This window comes from Hymenobacter sp. B1770 (assembly GCF_049896385.1).
Classification (GTDB): domain Bacteria; phylum Bacteroidota; class Bacteroidia; order Cytophagales; family Hymenobacteraceae; genus Hymenobacter.
In genome coordinates, this window is sequence record NZ_JAFCUF010000001.1 from 434,692 (window position 1) to 456,391 (window position 21,700).

Below are 21,700 nucleotides of genomic sequence, written 5' to 3' on the forward strand. Positions count from 1 at the left end.
CGGCGAGGAAATCCTCGGACCGGATAATTCGCAATAACTTACGACTCCAAGAATTTCGGCCACCAAACCCCTCCTTGCTGAGCATATGCCTAACTATTTACTTGCGCTAACTGCGCTTGCTCTCTCCTGGCCACTAGCGGCGCCGGCGCAGCAGTCGCCTGCCTTAACGGCTCAGGATTATGCGCGGGCGGAACGCTCCATGAGCTACCACACCCAGGCGCTGGTCGACCGGAGCAGCGTGCAGCCCAACTGGCTGGCCAATGACCGGTTCTGGTACCGCGTGGTAACGGCGGAGGGCAGCGAATTCATTCTGGTGGACCCAGCCCGCAAAACCCGCACCGCGGCATTTGATAAAGCCAAGCTTGCTAGCGCGCTTTCAGCGGCCAGCAGCAAACAGTACGAGGCGGCCCGGCTCCCATTTCGCAGCTTTGTGTTTGCGCCCGATGAAAACTCTATTTCCTTTGCGGCTGATGGCAAAAGCTGGAAATACAACCTGACAACCGGCCAGATAAGCGCCGATGCCATACCTGCGGCCGACCCCGCCGGCAGCAAAAATGCCGAGAATGAAATCGTGTCGCCCGATGGCCGACTGGCGGCGTATATCCGCGATTACAACCTGTGGGTGCGCGACACGAAAACCAACCAGCAAACCCCGCTGACCACCGACGGCGTTAAGGACTTCGGCTACGCCACCGATAACGCCGGCTGGTCTTCCAGCGACCGGCCCATCATGCTCTGGTCGCCGGACTCGCGCAAAATTGCCACCTACCAGCAAGACCAACGCAAGGTGAGCGACATGTACTTGGTGACGACTAACATCGGCAAGCCGACCCTCAAATCCTGGAAGTACCCGCTGCCCGGCGACAAGGACATCACCACCATCGAGCGGGTCATCGTGGAAGTGAACGGCCCGAAAGTCGTGCGCTTCCAAATGGCGCCCGACCTGCGCCGCGGCTCTCTCTCCGACGACATCAATAGCGCCGGCACTGGGTTTGATGACGTGAACTGGAGCCCCGACGGCACCGAACTGGCGTTTGTGTCGACCTCGCGTGACCACAAAGAGGAAAAATTCCGGGTGGCCGACGCCGCGACCGGCGCCGTCCGGGAGGTGTTTTCTGAAACCGTGGCCACGCAGTACGAGTCTGGCCAGCATGCCATTAACTGGCGCTACCTGCCCAAGACCAAAGAAGCTATTTGGTACTCTGAGCGCGACAACTGGGGCCACCTCTACCTATACGACGCGACCACCGGCAAAGTCAAGCAGCAGATTACTAAAGGTAACTGGGTAGTAACGCAACTGCTGAAGGTGGATGAGAAAGCCCGCCAGCTTTACTTTCTGGCTGATGGCCGCGAGCCAGGCAACCCCTATTTTACCCATCTCTACCGCATTGGCATGAATGGGAAAAACCTGACCTTGCTCACGCCGGAGGCTGGCAACCACCGGGTCACGCTCTCGCCTTCAGGCCGCTATTTCATCGACTCTTACTCGCAGCCGGACCGCCCTGGCGCTACCCTGCTGCGTTCCATGGACGGCAAACTCGTATCGGCCCTGGAAAAAACCGATATTTCCCGCCTCACGGCCACTGGCTGGAAGCCGCCCACGCCCATCACGGTGAAGGCCCAGGACGGCCAGACCGACCTCTACGGCCTGATGTTCACGCCCACGAACCTGGACCCGGCCAAGAAATACCCAATTGTCAACTACATCTACCCGGGGCCACAGGGCGGCAGCGTGGGCAGCTGGTCATTTGCCGCGGCGCGGGGCGACAATCAGGCCTTGGCCGAATTAGGCTTTGTGGTGGTGGCCATAGAGGGCAGCTGCAACCCGCTGCGTTCCAAGAGTTTCCATGATGGCTGCTACGGCAACATGGCGGAGAATACCCTCTCCGACCAGATGACCGGCATGCGGCAGCTGGCCCAGCGCTATCCCTACATCGACCTGGCGCGGGCGGGTATCTGGGGTCATTCGGGCGGCGGCTACGCCACCGCAGCGGCGATGTTCCGCTACCCGGATTTCTTCAAAGTCGGCATCTCCGAATCGGGCAACCACGAGAGCCGCAACTACGAAGACGACTGGGGCGAGCGCTACATTGGCCTGCTCACGACTCAGGCCGATGGCACCACCAACTACGACTCGCAGGCCAACGCTCCATATGTCAAGAACCTCAAGGGCAAGCTCATGCTGGCCCACGGCATGATGGACAACAACGTGCCGCCGTATAACACGCTGCTGGTGGTGGAAGCGCTAATCAAAGCCAACAAGACTTTCGACTTGGTCATGTTTCCCAACGCCACCCACGGCTTCGGCGCCTATTCGCCCTACATGACCCGGCGCCGCTGGGACTATTTCGTGCGCCACCTGGCCGGGGCCGAGCCGCCTAAGGACTACGAGATGACGCCCAAGGCCGACCCACGCAACGTGGTTGGGCAGTAGTCAACCCAATGCACCACGGCGCGCTAGCTTGGGTCACTACTTGCTATATCAACTGAAAGCCTTGGCTTGGAATTGTCGTATGCCCCGCCCATATTCACCTCTATAACGAGGGCCTGTAGCGCAAACTCTGTAGTTCGCGTCACCGAACGATACCCGAACGAATTCACAAACGGCGCGGGGCCGCGAACTACATAGTTCGCGCTACTCGCCTGGTATGCTGGTTTTCCCCGTTACGGGTTTTTCACAGCCCGCAGCATGTTGGTGAGGGCCGCGGCCGGGTAGGCTTTGCCGCGCGACACCACGGCATCAATGTGCTTGATGTTGGCGATATTCTCCAACGGGTTGGCCGTGAGCAAGAGCAAGTCGGCGTCCTTGCCCGGGGCGATGGTGGCGGTGCGGTCGGCTACTCCCATGAACTTGGCGCCGTTGATGGTGGCAGCTTGCAGGGCCTGCAAGGGCGTGAGGCCGGCACGCACCAACTCCTGAAGCTCGTCTTGCAGGGAGGCCCCAGGGTAGATGAAAGAGTTGAATGGCCCACTGTCCGAACCGGCTAGGATGGGCACCCCGGCGGCCTGCATCAGCGGCACCAGGGTGTAGAACTTGGCTTCCAGCTTCTGGCTGAACGCCCGGGCGGCGGGCGACTGCTGCTGAGCGCTAGCCAAGCGTCGGGTGTAGGTAGCCTGAATCCTGGGGTCGATGTAGGCCCGCATGGTGTCTTGCGCGTGGTTGTTTTCCGCCAGCTCGCTCAGGGTTTTGCCAATGTGCAGCGTGGGCACCACCGCGGTTTTGTGCTTGGCCATGAGCTTGAAAATGCGGTCGGCCGCCTCCGGGCTGTACGTGTCGTACACAGCCGGCAGCATCGCAAACAAACCCAGCGGCTTAGGGGTCTGCAGGCTGTTGCGCACCAGGGCCGTGAGGCTGTCCTCCTTGCTGGAGCAGGCCTTGAACACGTAGTAGAGGTGCTCGGTGGCATCGAGCCCACGCTTTACGGCCTCGCCCAAGGTCACGGAGTAGGGCATGTGCCCGGTAGTTCTCAGGCCTCGCCGCTGGGCCTGGGAAATGGTGTTCAGGAAGGCTTGGCCGGAAATCTTGCTGTCGTAAATCTTCACGTAGTCCACCTGCAGCCGCTTGAGCGAATCAACGGCTTTGCGAATTTGAGGCACGGTTTCTACTTCCAGCGAGCCGGGCCAGTAGGCCTGGGGGCCGTCAATTTTGGGGCCCGACGTGAAAATGCGCGGGCCCGCCAGCTTGCCCGCATCCATGTCTCGCCGCCACTGGAAAATGCTGGAAGTGAGGTCGCCGCCCGCGTCGCGCACTGTCGTAATGCCGTGGGCCAGAAACAGGGTTAAGCTCTTGCGGTTGGCTGCCATGAGGGTATCGCCGCCCCGAAAGTGCACGTGCATGTCCCACAGTCCCGGAATGAGGTAGCGGCCGTTGCCGTTCACGTACTGCTTGGCCGCGTAGCTGTCCCGGTCGGCGGGCTCCACCTTGATAATCTTGCCCTTCAGAATGGACACGACCTGGTTGGGTAGGAGTTGCCCGGTCACCACGTCCACAATGGTCACGTGGTTGATGACCACGTCGTAAATCGGCAGCTTGGTGGTCTGCACCTTGGCCGGCCGGGCGCACCCGGTTAGCAGCGCGGCCACGCTCAGGCCGAATAACAGTTGAAAAAATCTCATGCGGGGAATGGGCAAGCGGCGGGCAGCAAAGTTAGGCGGGTATTCGGACCGTGAATTCGGTAAATTCTCCCTCCTGGGTTTTCAGGGTGAGGGAGCCGTGGTGGCCTTTGGTGATAATGTCGTGGGCGAGGGACAGGCCCAGGCCCGTGCCCTCGCCCACGGGTTTGGTCGTGAAGAAGGGCTTAAATACTTGCGCGGCCACAGCCTCGGACATGCCTGGGCCATTGTCACGCACCCGCACCTGCATGGCATCGCCCACGTGCTCGGTCGTGACACTGACTGTGGGCTGATGGCCCGGCTCGGTGGCCTGCCGCAGCCGGGCGGCATGCAAGGCATTAGTAAATAGGTTGAGCAAAGCCCGCCCCAGCTCGCCGCGCACCGTGGGCACCGGCTGTAAATACGGTGCAAAGTGGGTATGCAGCTCAACCGCCGAGCCGGCCCCGGGGGCCACGCTGCCATGGTCGGTCAGGAGCAGGGTTTGGGCCACCAAGGCGTTGAGGTCGGTGGGCTCGCGCTGGCTAGTGCCGGTGCGAGCATGGTCCAGCATGTTTTTGATGATGGACGAAGCCCGCTGGCCGTGCTGGCTGATTTGCTGCAGGTTTTGCTTCAGCCCGGCCCTTATTTCCTGCTCCAGCCCTGCCGCTTGGGCTGCGCCGGGCTGCTCCTGGTCAATCATGGCTACGCTGACTTTGGCAAAATGGTGCATGAACGCCAAGGGGTTGCGCAGCTCATGGGCAATGCCGGCCGACAGCTCGCCTATAAAAGCCAGCTTTTCGGCCGCTACCAATTGGGCCTGTGTGCTGCGCAGCTCAGTGAGGGTGGTGGCGAGCTCCTGGCTTTGGGCCTCAATCTGAATGTTGCGCTCGTTCAGGAGCTGGTTGGCGCGGCGCTGCTGGCGGTTGGAGCGCCCCAGCAGCAGCGCCACCACCCCAGCAATGCATGCAATGGCCAGCAGCCCCAGGCGTTGGTAACGCACGGTTTGTCGCTCCTGGGCCTGCTCCTGGCGTAGCTGTTTCTGCTGCTCAGTGAAGGCCAGCAGCTGCAGCTGCCGAAATTTCTCGGGACCGAACAGGCTGTCGTGAGTGGCCATGGCCAGCCGTTGGTACCGAAAAGCGCTATCGACGTTGGCCCGGGTTTGGTACAGGCGAGTGAGCAGGTTGCTTGCCTCCAGTATCGTGACCCGGTAAGATACTTTTTGAGCGGTGCGCAAGGCCTCGTGGGCATAGCGCAGGGCCGAGTCGGGCCGCTGCAGGGTGTGATACAGGTCGGCCATGAGGTAGGTCGCCATGGCTCGGTTGCGCAGGTCGTTATTAAGGTAGGTTTCGCGAATGGCCCGCCGGTAGTAGGCTAAGGCCTCCGGCTGCCGACCCAGCCGGGCTAGCACGTTGCCCATGTTGCGCAGGGCCAGTGCTGCCGCCAGCCGGGGCTGCGGGTGCTGCGCAATCAGCTCCTCGGCCCGTTGTTGAAACAGCAGCGCCGAGTCCAGCACGCCCAGCTTCTCGTAGCAGCCGCCAAGGTTGGTGAGCGCGCCCGCCACCCAGGGTTGCAGTTGAAGCCGCTCAAAAATGGTTTTTGATTGCTCGTAATAGCGCAGGGCCTGCCGGTACTGGCGCAGGTCCAAGCTGATGTTGCCGAGCGAGTTGAGGCTGCGGGCTTCTCCTTCGGCGTCGCGGCTTTCCCGGCTGAGCTGCAAGGCTTGTAGCTGGGTCGCAAAAGCCTCCGGCAATTGGCCGCGCTCGCGCTGCACACTGCCTATCATGCCCAGAGCCTGGCCTTTGCCTTTGCCAAAGCCAACCTGCTGAGCCAGCTGCAGCGCCTTTTGGGCCAGGTGCGCAGTAGAGTCCGGCTTGGATGCGCGGTAGGAATAAGCCAGCTTGAGCAGCTTCAGCACCCGGCTCGAATCGGGTGGGGTTTGAGCCAGACTGCGGCGCAGACTGTCCGTAGCAGTCGTTTGGGCGCTGGCTGCTTGCCCCACGCCCGCGAGCAGCAGCCACAGCATGAGCAGCAGTCGGGGAATAGTAGTTAAGGTGGGTAAGCCGTTCAATGAATAAGGCGGATTTTGCTTGAGTCCTGTCAGGTACCTACGAAGCTAAAGGAAGTAACGGGTCTTATGGCAGATTGTAACAAGCGGATTCTCCATACTGCTAGTGTTAAGAAAGCGTTGCTTTTCAATGACTACTTGCGGGCAGTTGGTGCTCTTAGCTATGGAGTCATGGATTGTGCTAAATGTGTTTGCTAGCGCCAGCGCACCTTCTTGCCGGCTTTGCCCGCGTGGAGCCCAGCGGGTACGTTAGCCAAAATCAGGTTGCGCAAAGCGGTGAGCAGCGTGGTGCGCACAAAGCCATGGTGCACTACCAGGCTTACTTCGCGCGCCGGCGCCGGGGCTACAAAGCGCTTTATGAGCGGATTGTTATCTGCCTCCTCCAGCATAGTCAGCTCAGGTACCAGCGTATAGCCGTGGTGGCGGCGCACCAGTTCTTTCAACGGTTTCATCGAGCCGCTTTCGTAGGTGGTGCCGCCAGTTGGGGAGGCTGGCCCGCACAGATTCAGAACCTGCTTGCGGAAGCAGTAGCCCTATTGCGTCAGCCTAGAGGTCGGCGGGGCTTACGGTGGCTTGAGTGGCCAGCTCGTGCGTTTCTGAAACTAACACCAGAAAGGGCTCATCAAGCAAGGGCAACTCGCGCAGCTGCCGGTCGTCGAGCGACGTCATTAGCAGGCCAACATCGAGGTGGTGCTCCTTGAGATGCTGCATGGATTTCTTCTGAGCTTAATTCCTCCACCCGCATCTGCAAATCGGGTAAGTCGTGACAGTTATTGCTCCTGCACCTTGAGGTTCTCAAAGTCGCCGGCCAGGAGGATGGTGCACTTGGGGCCGTTATACGACGATGCTGTGCCGGGCTCTGTCTGTTCGGGGCTCCCACTTCAAACGCGGCCGCTCACCAGCTGGCGCTTGGCGTCGTAAGCTGTGATGGTAACGTTGCCGGTAAGCTCGCGAAAACGCAGAAAAGGTAGTAAACCGAATGTGATGCTTACTGCCTAGGCAAAGGTTAGAAAAAACACATATTTATAGTATTAACAGGACCATCCCCGCTACTGCTCTTCAGGAAGCAGCCGTGAAATGGCCCTGTGTTGTGTGGATACCAGCTGTGTCTGACAAGGTTAGAGCGGTTTCTTGCGCATCTGCTGAAACTTCTTCAGCTGCGGCTCAATCACCTTCTTGTCGCCCACCACCACTATGGTCATGGCCTCGGGTCGGATGTACTTGCGCGCAGTTTCGCTCACCTGCTGGGGCGTCACAGCGTTGATGTTCTTCACCTGTTCGGTGAGGTAGGTTTCGGGCAGGCCGTGGAAATCGAGGGTGTTGAGCTGGTTGATAATACCGCCGGGGTTAGAATTTCGCAGCACAAACATGCCGCCTTCAAAATTCTGAATACCCTTCAGCTCATCGGCTGATGGCGGCGTTTTTTGCAGGCGCTCAATTTCGTACATGATTTCGCGCAGCGAGCTGCCGGTTTCGGCAGTGGTCACGTCGGCGTTCTGCGTCCAGTTGGCGGTGCGGTAGTTGCTTTGGATGTAGCTGTAGGGCGAGTACGTGTAGCCCTTGTCCTCCCGAATGTTGCGGGTGATACGCGAGCCAAACGAGCCGCCAAGCAGCGAGTTCATCACCCGCAGGCGGAGGTAGTCGGGGTTGCTGGGGTCGACAACCGGCAGGCCCACCACAATGGTCGACTGCGGCGCACTCGGACGGTCCTGGGTCAGCACCTCGCCCTTGGCCACGGGCTTGGCAATGTCGATGGTGGGCGCGGGTCCCTGCGGGAAACCGCTCCACGCCTTGGTGATGGCCTGGCGCAGGGCCGGCGCATCAAAGCGGCCCGCAACGTACACGCTGGTGCGCTGAGCACCGTACTGGTTCTTGTAAAAATTCTGCGCCTGCGCCAGGGTCAAGGCATCCAGTTGAACATCGGTGGGCAGGGCGCGACCATAGGGGTGGTTGCCGTAGATGGCGGCGGTGAATTTCTGGCGGGCCTGGACCCCAGGCTGGGCTCGGGCCAGGGCCATTTGCCGCTTCAGGTCGGTTTTGAGACGGGGCACCTCCGCTGCGGGCAGGGCGGGGTTCAGCACTACTTCGGCCATTAGCGCCGCCATCTCTGGCGCATATTCCGAGAGCGATGACGCCCAAATGGTGGTTTGGTCGGGGCCAACGGAAATGTTCAGCGAGCCGCCCATGCGAGCCACGCGCTCGGCCAGTTGGGTAGCCGACATGTTGCGGGTGCCTTCCTGCAGCAGCTTGCCCAGCAGGTCGGCCACGGCCACCTCGTTTTCCGCCTCGTGCACGTTGCCCGCCTGAATGGCGACCATCAGGGTCACTTTGGGTACTTGGCCATAGGGCACCAGCCGAGCTCGCAGGCCATTGTCCAGCGTAAATTCTTCCTTAGCGGGGAGCGTAAAGTCGCGCGGTTTCCCACCTTCCGGGGGCGCTTCTTTGGCGGCGGCCGGTGATTTGGCCGCTGCTACTGCCCTGGCTACGCCCGCCGAGCGGGTAGTGGCTGGCTTGGTGGCTGACTTCGATTTGGTGGGCGTTTTCTGGGCGTACATTCCCGGCGCGGCCGTGGTAACAAGGGCGGCGCTGAGCAGCCCGACAAGTAGCTTGTTCATGGCAGGTAGGGGAGTAGGCTAGCTCTTGGCCAGTGGGTTGACGGTGATAATGGTGCGGTTGGTGGGCCGCAGGTACTCGCGGATGGTGGCCTGCATAAGGGCCGGCGTCACTTGCCGGAACTCGCTCTCGAGGCGGTTGATGCGGCTGGGGTCCTTGTCAAACAAGGCAAACGAAGCCAGCAAGTCGGCCCGCCCAAAATTGTCGGACCCGCTCACCTGGTCGTAAAACGCCGAGCGGATTTTTACCATCGCCAAATCCATCGTGGCCTGGTTGATGCCATTCTTGGCCAAGCGGCTGATTTCCTGGTCGAGCACTTGCGTCACCGAATCGGCCAGCACGGTGGGGTCGTATATAAGGCTGCCCATCCAGAGCATGGGACCGTTGTAGTTGAACTGGTTGCCGAGGTCCGAGTTGATGCCGCCGCTTACGTTGTCAGTGTAGCCGCGCTTCTGCACCAGCGCCTGGTAGAGGCGGCTGTCGTTGCCCTGCAGCAAAATCTGGTCGAGCATTATCATGGCGTAGTACTCGGGGGTGTTGCGCTCGGGCATGTGGTAGGCAAAAGCCAGGGCCGGCTTGGTGGCCAGCTTATCGTCCTGCACGAAGCGCTGCTCCTGCTCCTGGCGCGGCTCGGCCAGGTCGGGCTTGGGCGGCTGCGGCGCGCTGGGAATGTTGCCGTAGTACTTCTCTACCCAGGCCTTGGCTTCGGCGGGGTCGAAGTCGCCCACCACGGCCAGCACAGCATTGTTGGGTGCGTAGTAAGTTTTGAAAAACTCCTTGGTATCGGCCAGTGTGGCCGCGTCGAGGTCTTTCAGGTCGCCGTAGAAATTGTGGGCGTTGTTCCAATTTTTGTTAGCCTTCTGGGGCATCAGCAGCCACGGGAAGCCGCCGTAGGGCTGGTTGAGCACGTTCACGCGCACCTCGTTTTTCACCACGCCCTGCTGGTTGGTCAGGTTGGTTTGGGTGATGGCCAAGCCGCGCATGCGGTCAGCTTCGGCCCACAGAATGGTTTCCAGCTTGTGGGCCGGCACCACCTCGTAGTAGTTGGTGAAATCGAAGCGGGTCGAGCCGTTCAGGGCCCCGCCATTTTTCTGAATCAGGCCAATGAACTCGTTCTTGCCCAGGTTCTGCGAGCCCTGAAACATCAGGTGCTCAAACAGATGCGCGAAGCCCGTGCGGTTGCGCGGCTCGGTGCGGAAGCCCACCGCATAATAGGCTGCCACCGTGGCCGTGGGTGCCGTATGGTCGGGCGAGAGCACTACTTGCAGCCCGTTGGGCAGGGTATAATATTCCACCGGAATCTGGAAAGCTGGCCCCGCGGGTGCCGGAGCCGATGTCGCGGCCGTGGCCGAAGTTTCGGTGGGCGCGGTGACCACGGCGGTAGTTTTCTGGCTACACGCGCCCAAGGCGAGCACAACCGCCGGTCCCCACATCAGGCTGCGGCCGAATATTTTAAAGTGTCTCATAGGAAAAAAGGTATGGAGGGGGAGAACTGAGTAGAATTCGATTTACATAATATTCAGCAGAATTCAGTGTATTGTAACCGCTTTTTATTGGGTAAATGACTCAGGTTTAGTAGGCAAGCTGCGCACTTCGCTTGTCTGGCTCCGCATTTCCGCCCCCGCCGCCGACCTTTGCTTTGTGTTCTCCTTCTCTGCTCTTCCCGCCCTATTGGCCGGCCACTTGGTGCAAGCCCCCGCCGACCCCAGCGCCGAGGTTCGCCACTTACTGCTCGACAGCCGCCGGGTGGGGCTGCCCGCCGGTGCGCTGTTTTTTGCGCTGCGCGGCCCCAGCCACGACGGCCACCGTTACCTGCCGGCGCTGTATGCCCAAGGCGTACGCCTGTTCATCGTGGCAGCAAGCGCTGCGCTGCCCGGAGGCCTCACTGCCTACCCCGAGGCCGGCATCATTGCCGTAGCAAGCCCCTTAGCAGCCCTGCAGGCCGTTGCCGCCGCCCACCGCGCCACGTTTGCCGGCCCCGTGCTGGCCATCACCGGCTCCAACGGTAAGACCATTGTGAAGGAATGGCTGGCCCAGCTGCTAAGCCCCGACGAGGACATCTGCCGCTCGCCGCGCTCCTTCAATTCGCAAGTGGGCGTGCCGCTTAGCGTGTGGGAGCTCAACCCCGAGCGGCACACGCTGGGTATTTTCGAAGCCGGCATTTCCGAAGTAGGGGAAATGGCCCGGCTGGCGGCCGTCATTCAGCCCACCGATGGCATCTTCACCACCCTAGGCACCGCCCACGATGCCGGTTTCGCCTCTCATGAGCAGAAGTTGGCTGAGAAGCTGCAGTTGTTTCAGGGGCCACAGTTTCAGCGGCTGTTCTATTGCCACGACCAGCCGCTGGTGCGCCAGGCCGTGGCAGTCCGGCAACTGCCAGGCTTCAGCTGGACGCGCCACGCCGGGAAGCCGGCCGATGTTCACTTTGCCCTTGACCAAAGCACGGCAGGGAGCACCAGCCTGCACGCCCAGTATGCCGCGGCGGGGCTGGAAGCCGCGTTCACGCTGCCCTTTTCCGACGAGCCGTCCGTCGAAAATGCCCTGCACTGCCTGGCCGTATTGCTGCAACGCCAAGTGGAGCCCGCCGAAATTCAGCGCCGACTCGCCCGCTTGCATCCGGTGGCCATGCGCCTGGAAATGAAACTGGGACGCCACGACGCGTACCTGCTCGACGACACCTACAACAACGACCTCGCCGGCCTGGCACTAGCCCTTAATGCCCTGGGCCGGCAGTCGCGCCCCGGCCGCCGCACCCTCATCTTGAGCGATGTGCTTGAGTCGGGCCTGCGCGGGGAGGAGCTGTACGCCCGCGTGGCCCGGCTGTTACTGCCCGCCAACGTCACGCGCCTCGTCGGCATCGGCCCCGAAATCAACCGGCATCACTCATTCTTTACCGAACTACGAACGGCTGATGGCTTGTCGCTGTCGGCAGACTTCTACCCCAGCACCGAGGCCTTTCTTGCGGGGCTGGATGCGGCACAATTTGCCCGCGAAATCATCCTCGTCAAGGGCGCCCGGCGATTTGGGCTTGAGCGCATCGTGGTTGCCTTGCAGGCCCAGCAGCACGGCACCGTGCTCGAAGTCAACCTCGACGCCCTAAGCCACAACCTGCAACACTACCGCAGCCAGCTGCAGCCCGGCACCAAACTCATGGTGATGGTAAAGGCCTTCGCGTACGGCGCGGGCTCCTACGAGGTAGCCAGCCTGCTCGAATTCCAGCGCGCCGACTACCTCGCCGTGGCTTACGCCGACGAAGGCGTGGCCCTACGCGAAGCTGGCATCAGCCTGCCCATCATGGTGATGAATCCGGCGCCAGACTCGTTTGGCACCCTGCGTCACTATCGCCTCGAGCCAGAAATCTACTCCTTTGAAATGCTGAAGGAATACCTCGAAGCTTTTCCAATTGAGGCCGAAGAAATGACCGGGAGCCCTTCATTGACCAGCCACGCCACACCGCCGTCCATCCACCTCAAGCTGGACACCGGCATGCGCCGCCTCGGCTTCGACGAAGCCGACCTGCCCGAACTAACGCGCCTGCTGCAGCAGCACGCGGCTCGCCTGCTCGTGGCCAGCATCATGACGCACCTGGCCGCGGCCGACGAAGCGGGCCATGACGAATTTACCCGGGAGCAGCTGGCATCTTTCCGGCGCATGGCGACGGCCGTGGAAGCTGTACTCGGTCACGCTGTGCTCAAGCACGCGCTGAACTCGGCCGGCATCCTGCGCTTTCCCGACGCTCATCTCGACATGGTTCGCCTCGGCATCGGCCTCTACGGCGTCGATGCCAGTGGGCGCGACAACGACGCCCTACGCCCCGTGAGCCAGCTGCGCACCACCATTTCCCAAATCAAAACCCTGCCCGCGGGCCGCACCGTGGGCTACGGCCGCCGGGGCTCTGCCACCGAGGGCGACCGACGCATTGCCACGCTGGCCATAGGGTACGCCGATGGCTACGACCGGCGCTTTGGCAACGGAGCTGGCACAGTACTCATTCACGGACAGCCAGCGCCGCTGGTGGGCTCGGTGTGCATGGACATGTGCATGGTCGACGTCACCGATATTCCGCAGGCCCGGCCCGGCGATGTGGCTTTGGTCTTTGGCGAAGGCCTACCGCTGCCGGAGCTGGCGACCCGCATCGGCACCATTGCCTACGAGTTGCTCACCAACGTGAGCGAGCGAGTCAAGCGGGTGTTTGTGAGCGAGTAACTATGCCCGCTTTTACCGGCGCTGGCACTTCAAGAATACTGATTTTTCGTGTTCGGCCCGATTAGAGCAATGTTGGCAAGATATTTATTTTGCTACTTTACAGTTCGCGTCACGTGCATTCTATAACTTTGGGGTGATATAGTGTTCTGAAGCTTTTCTTTTTATTATGACAATCAATACTTTCCGTTTATTCCGTCTGTTTGGCGGTTTCATTATTTGTTTGACCCTGGCCGCTTCGGGTAGGCTTCATGCCCGGCCACATTCAAGCATTTTGGCTGCACCAACGGATGTTCCTGCGCTTGACGGTCTTTGGAAAGGCCAGCTAAAAGTGCCAGGTGGCCAGCTCGAAGTCATCTTTCGGTTTCAGAAACTCACGGGCGGCGAATATTTCTGCGCCCTAGATGTGCCTCAGCAGAAGGTGAGCCGGATGGCCGTAAAAACGGAGTTGAAGGGCGACACCGTGCGTCTATATGCCGAAGAAGCCGCGACGCGCTTTGTTGGCAAGGTTTCCACCGATGGCAAGCAGATGTCCGGCACCTGGCAGTCGCCGGGCTTTAAAACGCCCATGGTGCTAACCTTCAGCGCCCTGCCCGACATGAGCGCCAAAAATGTGCGCCTCACCCCGCCTTACCGCGAGGAGGAAGCCACCTTCACCAACCTTACCGTGAACGCCCGCCTCAACGGCATGCTCACCATTCCCGCTGGCCCCGGGCCGTTCCCAGCCGTGGTACTGTTGAGCGATTCCGGCCCGCACGACCGCGACGGCACCGTGGGCGACTTTGCTCCGCTGGGCCTGCTTGCCGACTACCTCACCCGCCGGGGCGTGGCGGTGCTGCGTTTCGATGACCGCGGCGTGGGCAAGTCGACCGGCACGCCCGCCGTCACCACCCTCGACTTGGTGAGCGACGCTCAAGCCGGCCTGAACTTCCTACGCACCCGGCCCGAAATCGACTTGTCACATCTTGGCTTGGTAGGCCACGGCGAAGGCGGCAACGTTGCCCTGCTGGCTGCTGCTCAGCCCTTGCCGCCAGCGTTTGTGGTGACTCTGGCCGCCTATGGGTTGCCTGGTCGCGACATTGTAGTGCAGCAGCAGGCCACCACCCTCCGTACGTTAGGCACCGAAGCTGCGCAAATTGAAGCCGCCACCAAGCGTCAGCTGGCCATGCTCGAAATTATCCGCCAAACCACCGATAATGCCCAGGCCCAAGCCATTGTGGCCAACATGCTGAAGCAGAACAACGCCGCCATCGATAATGCCACTGCCCAGTCGAGCGCGGCCGAGATGACTTCGGCACGTTACCGCTTTTTCCTGGCTTTCAATCCCGTGGAGAAGCTAACAGCCGTCAACTGCCCCGTGCTTGTGCTCAACGGCACATCTGACCTAACTGTTAACGCGGACGCCAACCAGAACGTGCTTAAAAAAGGTCTGAGCATGAATAAGAACGTCACCGTCAAGAAGCTCATAGGTGTTAACCACCTTTTCCAGCCCGAAGCCAGCAAATGGCCCTTGGTAAACGGTCAGCAGCAGCCCAACTTTTCGCCCGAGGCTCAGGAGACCATCCGCGAGTGGATTGTCGCGCAGAGCAAGAAGTAGGAAGGGGTTTTGCCGGCTGCCACGCTGCCAGCTAACCGCTGCCATCACGCCGCTTAAGTATTCAAAGGTGCCACGACGAAAGAGTTGTGGCACCTTTTTTTAGGTGTTTCAGAAGCCTTTCAGAGCCAGAAGTGCTTTGGTATTAGAACCAATGCTAGGACAAGGCAACGGCTGCAAATGGCGGTCGCTAGTGTAGTGAATTTCATCATTTGTCATGCTGACGAAGGAAGCATCCTGTCATGCTATAACGATTTGTGCAGCAAGCATAATACGTTTGGCTGCGCTACCCGGTTCGTGGCTCAACATGACCGAAAGCTGGTGTTGCAAATGACGTAGATGTGCTCCGGCAAGCTCATCCCAATGCCTTAACTGCTTTCTTAACAGCGTTAGCTATAACAGAAAAGGCCCCGCTTCTGAGCGGGGCCTTTTCTGTTATAGCTAACTAAAATACGAGAGCCGCTGGTATGCACAGCACCTCAGTGGCTTCGATGAAATATTACTTAATCATGTCAACCTCGGCCTTAATCATGGCGTTGTAGCGACGGCCTTGGCCGTTGGCCAGGGTCAGCAGGTTCCAGCCCTTACCAATGGTATAGCTCCAGGTGCGGCTCTCCTTGAATTCGAAGGTGGGGCGCATAATCTGACCGTAAGGCGTGTAGTTATCCATGAAGTTGGTGGTGTAGAATTTGTCGCCACCCACAATCCATTCCATGGCTACGAAGAAGCCTTCTTCAGGAGCAGGGATATTGTATGTACTCAGGTCGATGGTGTACCACTCACCGCCGCGCGACGCTGACACTACCACGTTTTCGGTGAGCAGGTCGGTGTTGGGGGCGTTGTAGTTGCCGTCGGCTTTGTAGATACGAACACGGAAAGGCTCGCGGGGGAAGCCGTTTTCGCCGATGTAGAACGACACCGTGCGGACGTTTCCTAACTTCTTCTGTTTCTCATTTTTCACGAAAAAAGCATATTGGCTGCCAGGCAGACCTTGTATCATGCCTTCGCCGGGGCTATTCGAGTTAGAACCGAGTTCCAGGTTCTTAACCTTGCTACCTTTTACTACCACGCCGCTCAGTTCAATTACCCGCTTCTTTAGCTCAATAATCAGGTCTTCGGTGCTGCCGCGTTTGATGAATAGCGCGCTGCGTTCATAGCCCAATGTCATGATAATCAACGAGTCTTGGCTTGTTTTTTCCAGGCCAGCCAATTGAAAATATCCATATTCATTAGTAAGTGCTCCGGTGCCTTCTTCGCGCAGACCAATGGAAGCGAAAGGCACTGGGTCTTTGGTTTTAGCGTCTACTACGCGGCCCGTAATGCGGTTTTCCTGTGCCCAGCTCAGTGCCGGCAATAACAACAGAGCCCATAATGCTAGAAAAGGTAAGTGTTTCATCATTGCCAAAAAATAATATAATGGATGGTCGACTGGCAAATTTACAAATTCAAAGCCAATCCATCGTCATTGACGCCCGGTGAGGGCACTAATTGGTTCGATGAATACAAATTGATTTTGGCTGTGAGACAGCTAAGGTACGGTTTTATTCCTATAGAAAAAGTACTCAAGACCTTAAAAAAAACCCCTGCATAAGCTAATAAGTGATAAAATCCCAATATAGACACAAGTACAAAGTAGTTGAAGTGGCGCTATTCTTTTAATCCAAATCAAAAGGTTAATGAAAAATTATTTTTTTGTGAAATGAGAAAGATGAAAATGAATAGCTTACTAATCCAATGTTTGTAGAGGAATGACGCAGCAAGCGAACAGCAGGAAGGGCCCTCAAAAGGCAGCCCTTAAAGCAGGAGAGGAACAGAAGTATTTATATTTTTTAGTTGCTCCTGTTTTGTTGAGCCTCTGTGAAGCTATAGAGTAGGTCGAGTTAGTTTAAAGTGACGTGAGCTACGCCTTATCTTGCAGGTCCTATAGCATGAGTTATAGTATTTTTTATATGAAAAGGGGGTTTATTTGGGTTCTATTGCTGCTGGCTGCGTTCAGCACCGGCACTGCTGGAGCCCATGCGGGTACATTGCTGGGAGAAGCATTGCCATTGGGAGGGTTGTGGAAAGGGAAGCTAGTGGTGCTGGGTGGGGAGTTGCATTTAACCATTAGCATAGTGCCGCTGGCAGGCGACAAGTATTTTGCGGCCCTTGATGTACCCGCGCAGAAGTTGAACCGGGTGACTACGGAACTCACCGTGCGGGGCGACTCGGTGCTGCTACGCATGCCCGGGGCCGGCAGCAGCTACGATGCCCGGTACGATGCCGCCCGGCGTGAGTTAAATGGGGTCTGGAACCAGGGTGGCGTGAAGTCGGCCTTGGTATTGCGGTATTCACCCATGCCAACTGCTCACGGGCAGGGCACCCGTCTGGCGCCGCCTTACCGTGAGGAAGAGGTGATGTTCAACAACCCCGTAGCACGAATAAACCTCAGTGGTACCCTGACGGTGCCGGCGGGCCCCGGCCCGTTTCCCGCCGTGGTGTTGGTGAGCGACCTTGGGGCGCAGGACCGCGACGGTACCGTGGGCGACTACCACCTGCTGGGTTCCCTGGCCGACTACCTCACCCGCCGGGGCGTGGCCGTGCTGCGCTACGATGACCGGGGCGTGGGTCAATCGGGCGGTAGTATTGCCACGGCCACTACGGCCATGCTGGTGAGCGACGTGCAGGCGGCTATCAATTTCCTGCGCTCCCGACTCGAAATAAACATTGCCCGCATTGGGGCCGTTGGGCACGGCGAAGGCGCCAATGTGGCGCTGCTGGCGGCAGCGCAGCCGCTGCCACCAGCCTTTGTTGTATCCTTGGCGGGCTATGGCCTCACCGGGGAGCAAACCCTGTTGCAGCAGCAAGTAGGAACGCAGAAGGCCAACAAGGTGAACCCCGTGGCGATGCAAGCGGCTTATGAACGCCAGCGCACCATGTACGACATCATTCGGCTGACCAGCCCGCTGCAGGCCCAATCCATCGTGAGCAACATTCTGCGCCAAGACCAGCCCGGCCTAGGGCCCGAAGCTGCGCAAAAGGCTGCGGCCGACTTGCTTACGCCCTGGCAACGGTATTTTCTCGCTTTTGACCCCGTAGAAGAACTCGCCCAGGTGCGCTGCCCGGTGCTCCTGCTCAGCGGTACCAACGACTTGGAAGCTCCTGCCGAACTCCACCAAACGGCCCTGGAGAAAGAGTTAAAAAGCAGCAACCGCTACACCACCGCCAAGCGCCTGCCCGGGGTGAACCACCTATTTCAGCCCCCAAAAACCGAGTGGACGCTGATGAACGGCGAGATGAAGCCACTGTTTTCGCCCGTGGCTCAGGAAACCATTCGGGCCTGGGTGGCAGGCCTGGGCAAGAAATAAGCAGGCCACACCGCTTGTTTTTAGACGCAGCTTCTTGGCTTAGGGCCAGCGGCGTCACAGCAGCTAGAAGCGGCTTTCGTAAAGGCTGACGCATGATTCTTTCAAGCTGCACCGGCATAAAAAAGGCCCCGGCTTATGCAAGTCGGGGCCTTTTCCTATTAGTCAAACCAAAGTCTTAGCACTGCAAAGGTTTATTTTATCATGTCGACCTCGGCCTTAATCATGGCGTTGTAGCGCAGGCCTTGGCCGTTGGCTGCGGTGATGAGGCTCCAGCCCTTGCCCATGGAGTAGTTCCAGGTGCGGCTCTCCTTAAATTCGAAGGTGGGACGCATAATCTGACCGTAAGGCGTGTAGTCGTCCATGAAGTTGGTGGCAAAAAACTTGTCGCCGCTCACTACCCATTCCATGGCAACAAAGAATCCTTCTTCCGGAGCCATGATGTTGTAGGGCGTGAGGTCGACGGTGTACCACTGACCGCCCTGGGGGGCCGACACTACCACGTTTTCGGTGAGCAGGTCGGTGTTGGGGGCGTTGTAGTTGCCGTCGGCTTTGTAGATACGAACACGGAAAGGCTCTCGGGGGAAGCCATTTTCGCCTATGTAGAACGACACCGTGCGCACGCTGCCTAACTTTTTCTTCTTGTCGTTTTTCACGAAGAAGGCGTACTGGCTGCCGGGCAAGCCTTGAATCATGCCTTCGCCGGGGTTGTCGGACTTGGCGCCGAGGCCCAGGTTTTTGATTTTGCCGGCCTTCACCACCACATTTCCCAGCGCCACAGCGCGCTTGGGCACTTCAATGGTCAGGCTTGACACATTTTCCCCGCGCTTCACCAGCACGGCTTTGCGCCCGTAGCCGAGGGCGACCACGATGAGCGAATCGTCGGGGTTTTTACTGGGGGCAGGCACCACAAACTGGCCATGTTCGTTGCTGAGGGCACCGATTTGCTCATTCTTCAGCCCGACAGAAGTGAAGGGCAATGGCTCTTTGGTGTCCTTATCAAGGATAAGGCCTTTGATTTGAGCTTGCTGAGCCCAACCAGAAGTTGCAGTGGCAACTATAAATAATGCAATTAAAAGTAGTCTTGTAGGCATATAACGGTAGGTAAGAAGAACAAAATTACAAATTCTTGGGCTGAAAGTTATCAGAAAATTTTAGGACACACAACAATACGGAAAAGCATAGACGTGTCAACCCATCTATATGCCCATTTGAGTACTTATCAGGCCCTTTAAAAAACTCTTAGCTGCCAGAAAGCGTTTGGTGGCGTACCTTTGTTTGTATTCTTTCTAAATAAGCGTTTATCCTTGCTTTTCCTGCCCGTGGCTCTATTCCGTCGTTCTTCCCAAGTTGTCGCTGCTGGTGCCGCTACTCGGCGCACCGCCAAAGACCTGCGCTTGGGCGAAACCGGCACCATTTGCTGCCTGGAAGACCCGGAGATGGCGCTTAAGCTGTTGGAGATGGGCTGCGTGCCCGGCGTGAAGGTGCGCTTGAGTGGCCGTGCGCCTTTGGGCGACCCGCTGATGCTGGTTCTCGGCGACCAGGAGTACACGTTGTCGGTTCGTGCGAGCGAGGCCGCCAATATTTTGTTGAAAGAGGAGGGCGCAGCGCATGGCGGCGGTAGTAAATAACACAGCGACGGCAGAGCCTATTGCCACGCAACCCGGCCCGGCTACCAGCCAGCGGCCCATGCGCATTGCGCTGATTGGAAACCCCAACAGCGGCAAGACGTCCTTATTCAACCAGCTCACTGGCCTCAATCAGAAGGTAGGCAACTTCCCGGGCGTGACCGTGGACCGCAAGTCGGGCTTTGCGCAGCTTACGCCAGGTCAGCGGGCCGAAATTGTGGACCTGCCCGGCACGTACTCGCTCTACCCCAAGAGCTTGGACGAAAAGGTGATTACCGACCTGCTTTACGACCGGGCCGCCGGCAACTACCCCGATTTCGTGGTGGTGACGGTAGATGCCAACAACCTGCGGCGCAGCCTGCTGCTGTTTACCCAGCTCGGCGACTTGGGCCTGCCCGCCGTGCTGGCCCTGAACATGATGGACGTGGCCGAGCGCCACGGCGTCAACATCGACCTGCCGGCCCTGGAGCGGGAACTGGGCGTGCCCATCATCCCGATGAATGCGCGCAAGGGCATCGGCGTGGCGGCCCTCAAAATAGTGATGGCCCAACGGCTCGATGCGCCGCCCGTGCGCTGCTGGGAGCCCGACGACAAGCTGCTGCCCCTGGTGCGGCAGATTCGTTACTACTTCGACCTGCACAACGACTACCTGGCGCTGCACTACGCGCAGCAGTACCGCCACATTGGTTTCCTGAGCGCCGACGACAAAGCCCACCTGCAGGAGCTAACGCAGCAGTACAGCTTCGATGCCACGGCGCAGCAGGCGGCGGAAACCATTTCCCGCTACGCCCGCATCAACGAGATTCTGCTCGAGACCGTGACGGTGACCCGCACCGAAACCCGCGAGCCGGTGAGCAACCGCATCGACAAGGTGCTGACCCACCGCATTGGGGGCTACCTGATTTTTTTAAGTATCCTGTTCCTGTTGTTTCAGGCCATTTTCGCTTGGGCACAGTACCCCATGGACTGGATAGACCTCGGCATTTCAGCCTTGAGCTCGACCATTCAGGACAACTTCAGTGGGCCGCTGGTGCGGCTGCTAACCGAGGGCGTGCTCGCCGGCTTGGGCGGGGTACTGATATTTATTCCGCAGATAGCCTTGCTGTTTGGCTTCTTGGCGGTGCTGGAGGAAACGGGCTACATGGCCCGCGTTACGTTCCTGATGGATAAGCTGATGCGGCCCTTTGGCCTCAGCGGCAAAAGCGTGGTGCCTATGATATCGGGGCTGGCCTGCGCGGTGCCGGCCATTATGGGGGCGCGCACCATCGAGAGTTGGAAAGACCGGATGATTACGATTTTCGTGACGCCGCTGATGTCGTGCTCGGCCCGCATACCGGTGTACACGGTGCTAGTAGCGCTGGTGGTGCCGGACGAGGCCGCCTGGGGCATCTTCAACCTGCGTGGCGTTACCCTAATGGGTCTGTACCTGCTGGGCTTGTTTTCGGCGCTGGGTTCGGCCTGGGTACTGAAAACGGTGCTAAAGGCGCGGGAGCGGAGCTACTTCATCATGGAGTTTCCGGTGTATCAGTGGCCGCGGTGGAAGAACGTGGGCCTCACCATCTACCAGAAGGTGCAGGCGTTTGTGCTGCAGGCCGGCAAGGTGATTGTGGCCATTTCGGTGCTGCTGTGGGTGCTGGCCAGCTACGGTCCCGGCCAAAAGCAGGAGATAGCCGAGGCTCAGGTGCGGCAGCAGATAGCCGCGCAAAACCTGGATGAAGACGAGGTGAGCCGCCGCGTGGCTTCGGCCCGGCTGGAAAATTCCTACGCCGGTTCGTTTGGGCGGGCGCTGGAGCCGGCCATCCGACCGCTGGGTTACGACTGGAAGATTGGCATTGCCCTGCTCACGTCCTTTGCGGCGCGCGAGGTTTTTGTAGGTACCATTTCGACCATTTACAGCGTGGGCCAGGACGCCGACATGGGCACGCTGCAGGAGAAGATGCGGGCGGAGAAGGACGCTAACGGGCAGCCGTTTTTCACGCCGGCACGGGCGTTTTCCCTGCTCGTGTTCTATGTGTTTGCGATGCAGTGCATGAGCACGCTGGCCGTGACTTACCGCGAAACCAAGAACTGGAAGTGGCCGCTGGCCCAGCTCATTTACATGACCGGACTGGCCTATGTAGCTGCACTGGCGGTGTACCAAGTGCTGGCTTAGAGGCACTTT

The 21,700-nt window shown here is 59.2% G+C and carries 13 protein-coding genes and 1 pseudogene; 6 read left to right on the forward strand and 8 right to left on the reverse strand.

Features of this window, described 5'->3' with window-relative positions; all coding sequences use genetic code 11:
• Positions 1 to 85 precede the first annotated feature (85 nt).
• A complete protein-coding gene (locus tag ACP7AJ_RS01770; protein WP_426058465.1) occupies positions 86 to 2,434 on the forward strand; it encodes a DPP IV N-terminal domain-containing protein in 2,349 nt (782 codons plus the stop codon).
• A gap of 230 nt (positions 2,435 to 2,664) precedes the next feature.
• Here ACP7AJ_RS01770 and ACP7AJ_RS01775 read toward each other — a convergent pair whose 3' ends face one another.
• From ACP7AJ_RS01775 to ACP7AJ_RS01800, 6 genes and pseudogenes are all read right to left on the reverse strand, one after another.
• The gene (locus tag ACP7AJ_RS01775) at positions 2,665 to 4,116 is read right to left on the reverse strand and encodes an amidohydrolase family protein (protein WP_426058466.1); all 1,452 of its coding nucleotides are present in this window, start codon (positions 4,114 to 4,116) and stop codon (positions 2,665 to 2,667) included.
• A 31-nt stretch (positions 4,117 to 4,147) separates the two neighbouring features.
• Positions 4,148 to 6,160: a tetratricopeptide repeat protein gene (locus tag ACP7AJ_RS01780; protein ID WP_426058467.1), complete on the reverse strand. Its 2,013-nt coding sequence runs from the start codon at positions 6,158 to 6,160 to the stop codon at positions 4,148 to 4,150.
• 191 nt (positions 6,161 to 6,351) lie between these two features.
• A pseudogene (locus ACP7AJ_RS01785) lies at positions 6,352 to 6,678 on the reverse strand (LysR substrate-binding domain-containing protein); the annotation flags it as partial.
• A 25-nt stretch (positions 6,679 to 6,703) separates the two neighbouring features.
• The gene (locus ACP7AJ_RS01790) at positions 6,704 to 6,868 is read right to left on the reverse strand and encodes a LysR substrate-binding domain-containing protein (protein ID WP_426058468.1); all 165 of its coding nucleotides are present in this window, start codon (positions 6,866 to 6,868) and stop codon (positions 6,704 to 6,706) included.
• 407 nt (positions 6,869 to 7,275) lie between these two features.
• Positions 7,276 to 8,772 (reverse strand): M16 family metallopeptidase, encoded by a 1,497-nt coding sequence (locus tag ACP7AJ_RS01795; RefSeq protein ID WP_426058469.1) that lies wholly within the window; start codon positions 8,770 to 8,772, stop codon positions 7,276 to 7,278.
• Positions 8,773 to 8,790: 18 nt separating this feature from the next.
• Entirely contained in the window at positions 8,791 to 10,236 is a 1,446-nt protein-coding gene (locus ACP7AJ_RS01800; protein WP_426058470.1) for a M16 family metallopeptidase, read from the reverse strand.
• A 175-nt stretch (positions 10,237 to 10,411) separates the two neighbouring features.
• Here ACP7AJ_RS01800 and ACP7AJ_RS01805 point away from each other — a divergent pair, with 175 nt between their 5' ends.
• A complete protein-coding gene (locus ACP7AJ_RS01805; protein ID WP_426058471.1) occupies positions 10,412 to 12,976 on the forward strand; it encodes a bifunctional UDP-N-acetylmuramoyl-tripeptide:D-alanyl-D-alanine ligase/alanine racemase in 2,565 nt (854 codons plus the stop codon).
• Positions 12,977 to 13,247: 271 nt separating this feature from the next.
• Entirely contained in the window at positions 13,248 to 14,570 is a 1,323-nt protein-coding gene (locus ACP7AJ_RS01810; protein WP_426058472.1) for an alpha/beta hydrolase family protein, read from the forward strand.
• A gap of 496 nt (positions 14,571 to 15,066) precedes the next feature.
• On the opposite strand, the gene ACP7AJ_RS01815 is transcribed toward ACP7AJ_RS01810, so the two are convergent.
• Positions 15,067 to 15,966, reverse strand: coding sequence for a carboxypeptidase-like regulatory domain-containing protein (locus ACP7AJ_RS01815; protein ID WP_426058473.1), 900 nt, complete (start codon positions 15,964 to 15,966; stop codon positions 15,067 to 15,069).
• Between the two features lie 550 nt (positions 15,967 to 16,516).
• Here ACP7AJ_RS01815 and ACP7AJ_RS01820 point away from each other — a divergent pair.
• Complete coding sequence (locus ACP7AJ_RS01820; RefSeq protein WP_426058474.1) at positions 16,517 to 17,914, forward strand: alpha/beta hydrolase family protein; 1,398 nt, start codon at positions 16,517 to 16,519, stop codon at positions 17,912 to 17,914.
• Positions 17,915 to 18,105: 191 nt separating this feature from the next.
• Here ACP7AJ_RS01820 and ACP7AJ_RS01825 read toward each other — a convergent pair whose 3' ends face one another.
• Positions 18,106 to 19,005, reverse strand: coding sequence for a carboxypeptidase-like regulatory domain-containing protein (locus ACP7AJ_RS01825; protein ID WP_426058475.1), 900 nt, complete (start codon positions 19,003 to 19,005; stop codon positions 18,106 to 18,108).
• Positions 19,006 to 19,218: 213 nt separating this feature from the next.
• Between ACP7AJ_RS01825 and ACP7AJ_RS01830 the strand changes: the two genes are divergently transcribed.
• Entirely contained in the window at positions 19,219 to 19,542 is a 324-nt protein-coding gene (locus tag ACP7AJ_RS01830; RefSeq protein ID WP_426058476.1) for a FeoA family protein, read from the forward strand.
• Between the two features lie 58 nt (positions 19,543 to 19,600).
• Positions 19,601 to 21,691: a ferrous iron transport protein B gene (gene feoB, locus ACP7AJ_RS01835; protein ID WP_426058477.1), complete on the forward strand. Its 2,091-nt coding sequence runs from the start codon at positions 19,601 to 19,603 to the stop codon at positions 21,689 to 21,691.
• The last annotated feature ends 9 nt before the right edge of the window (positions 21,692 to 21,700 follow it).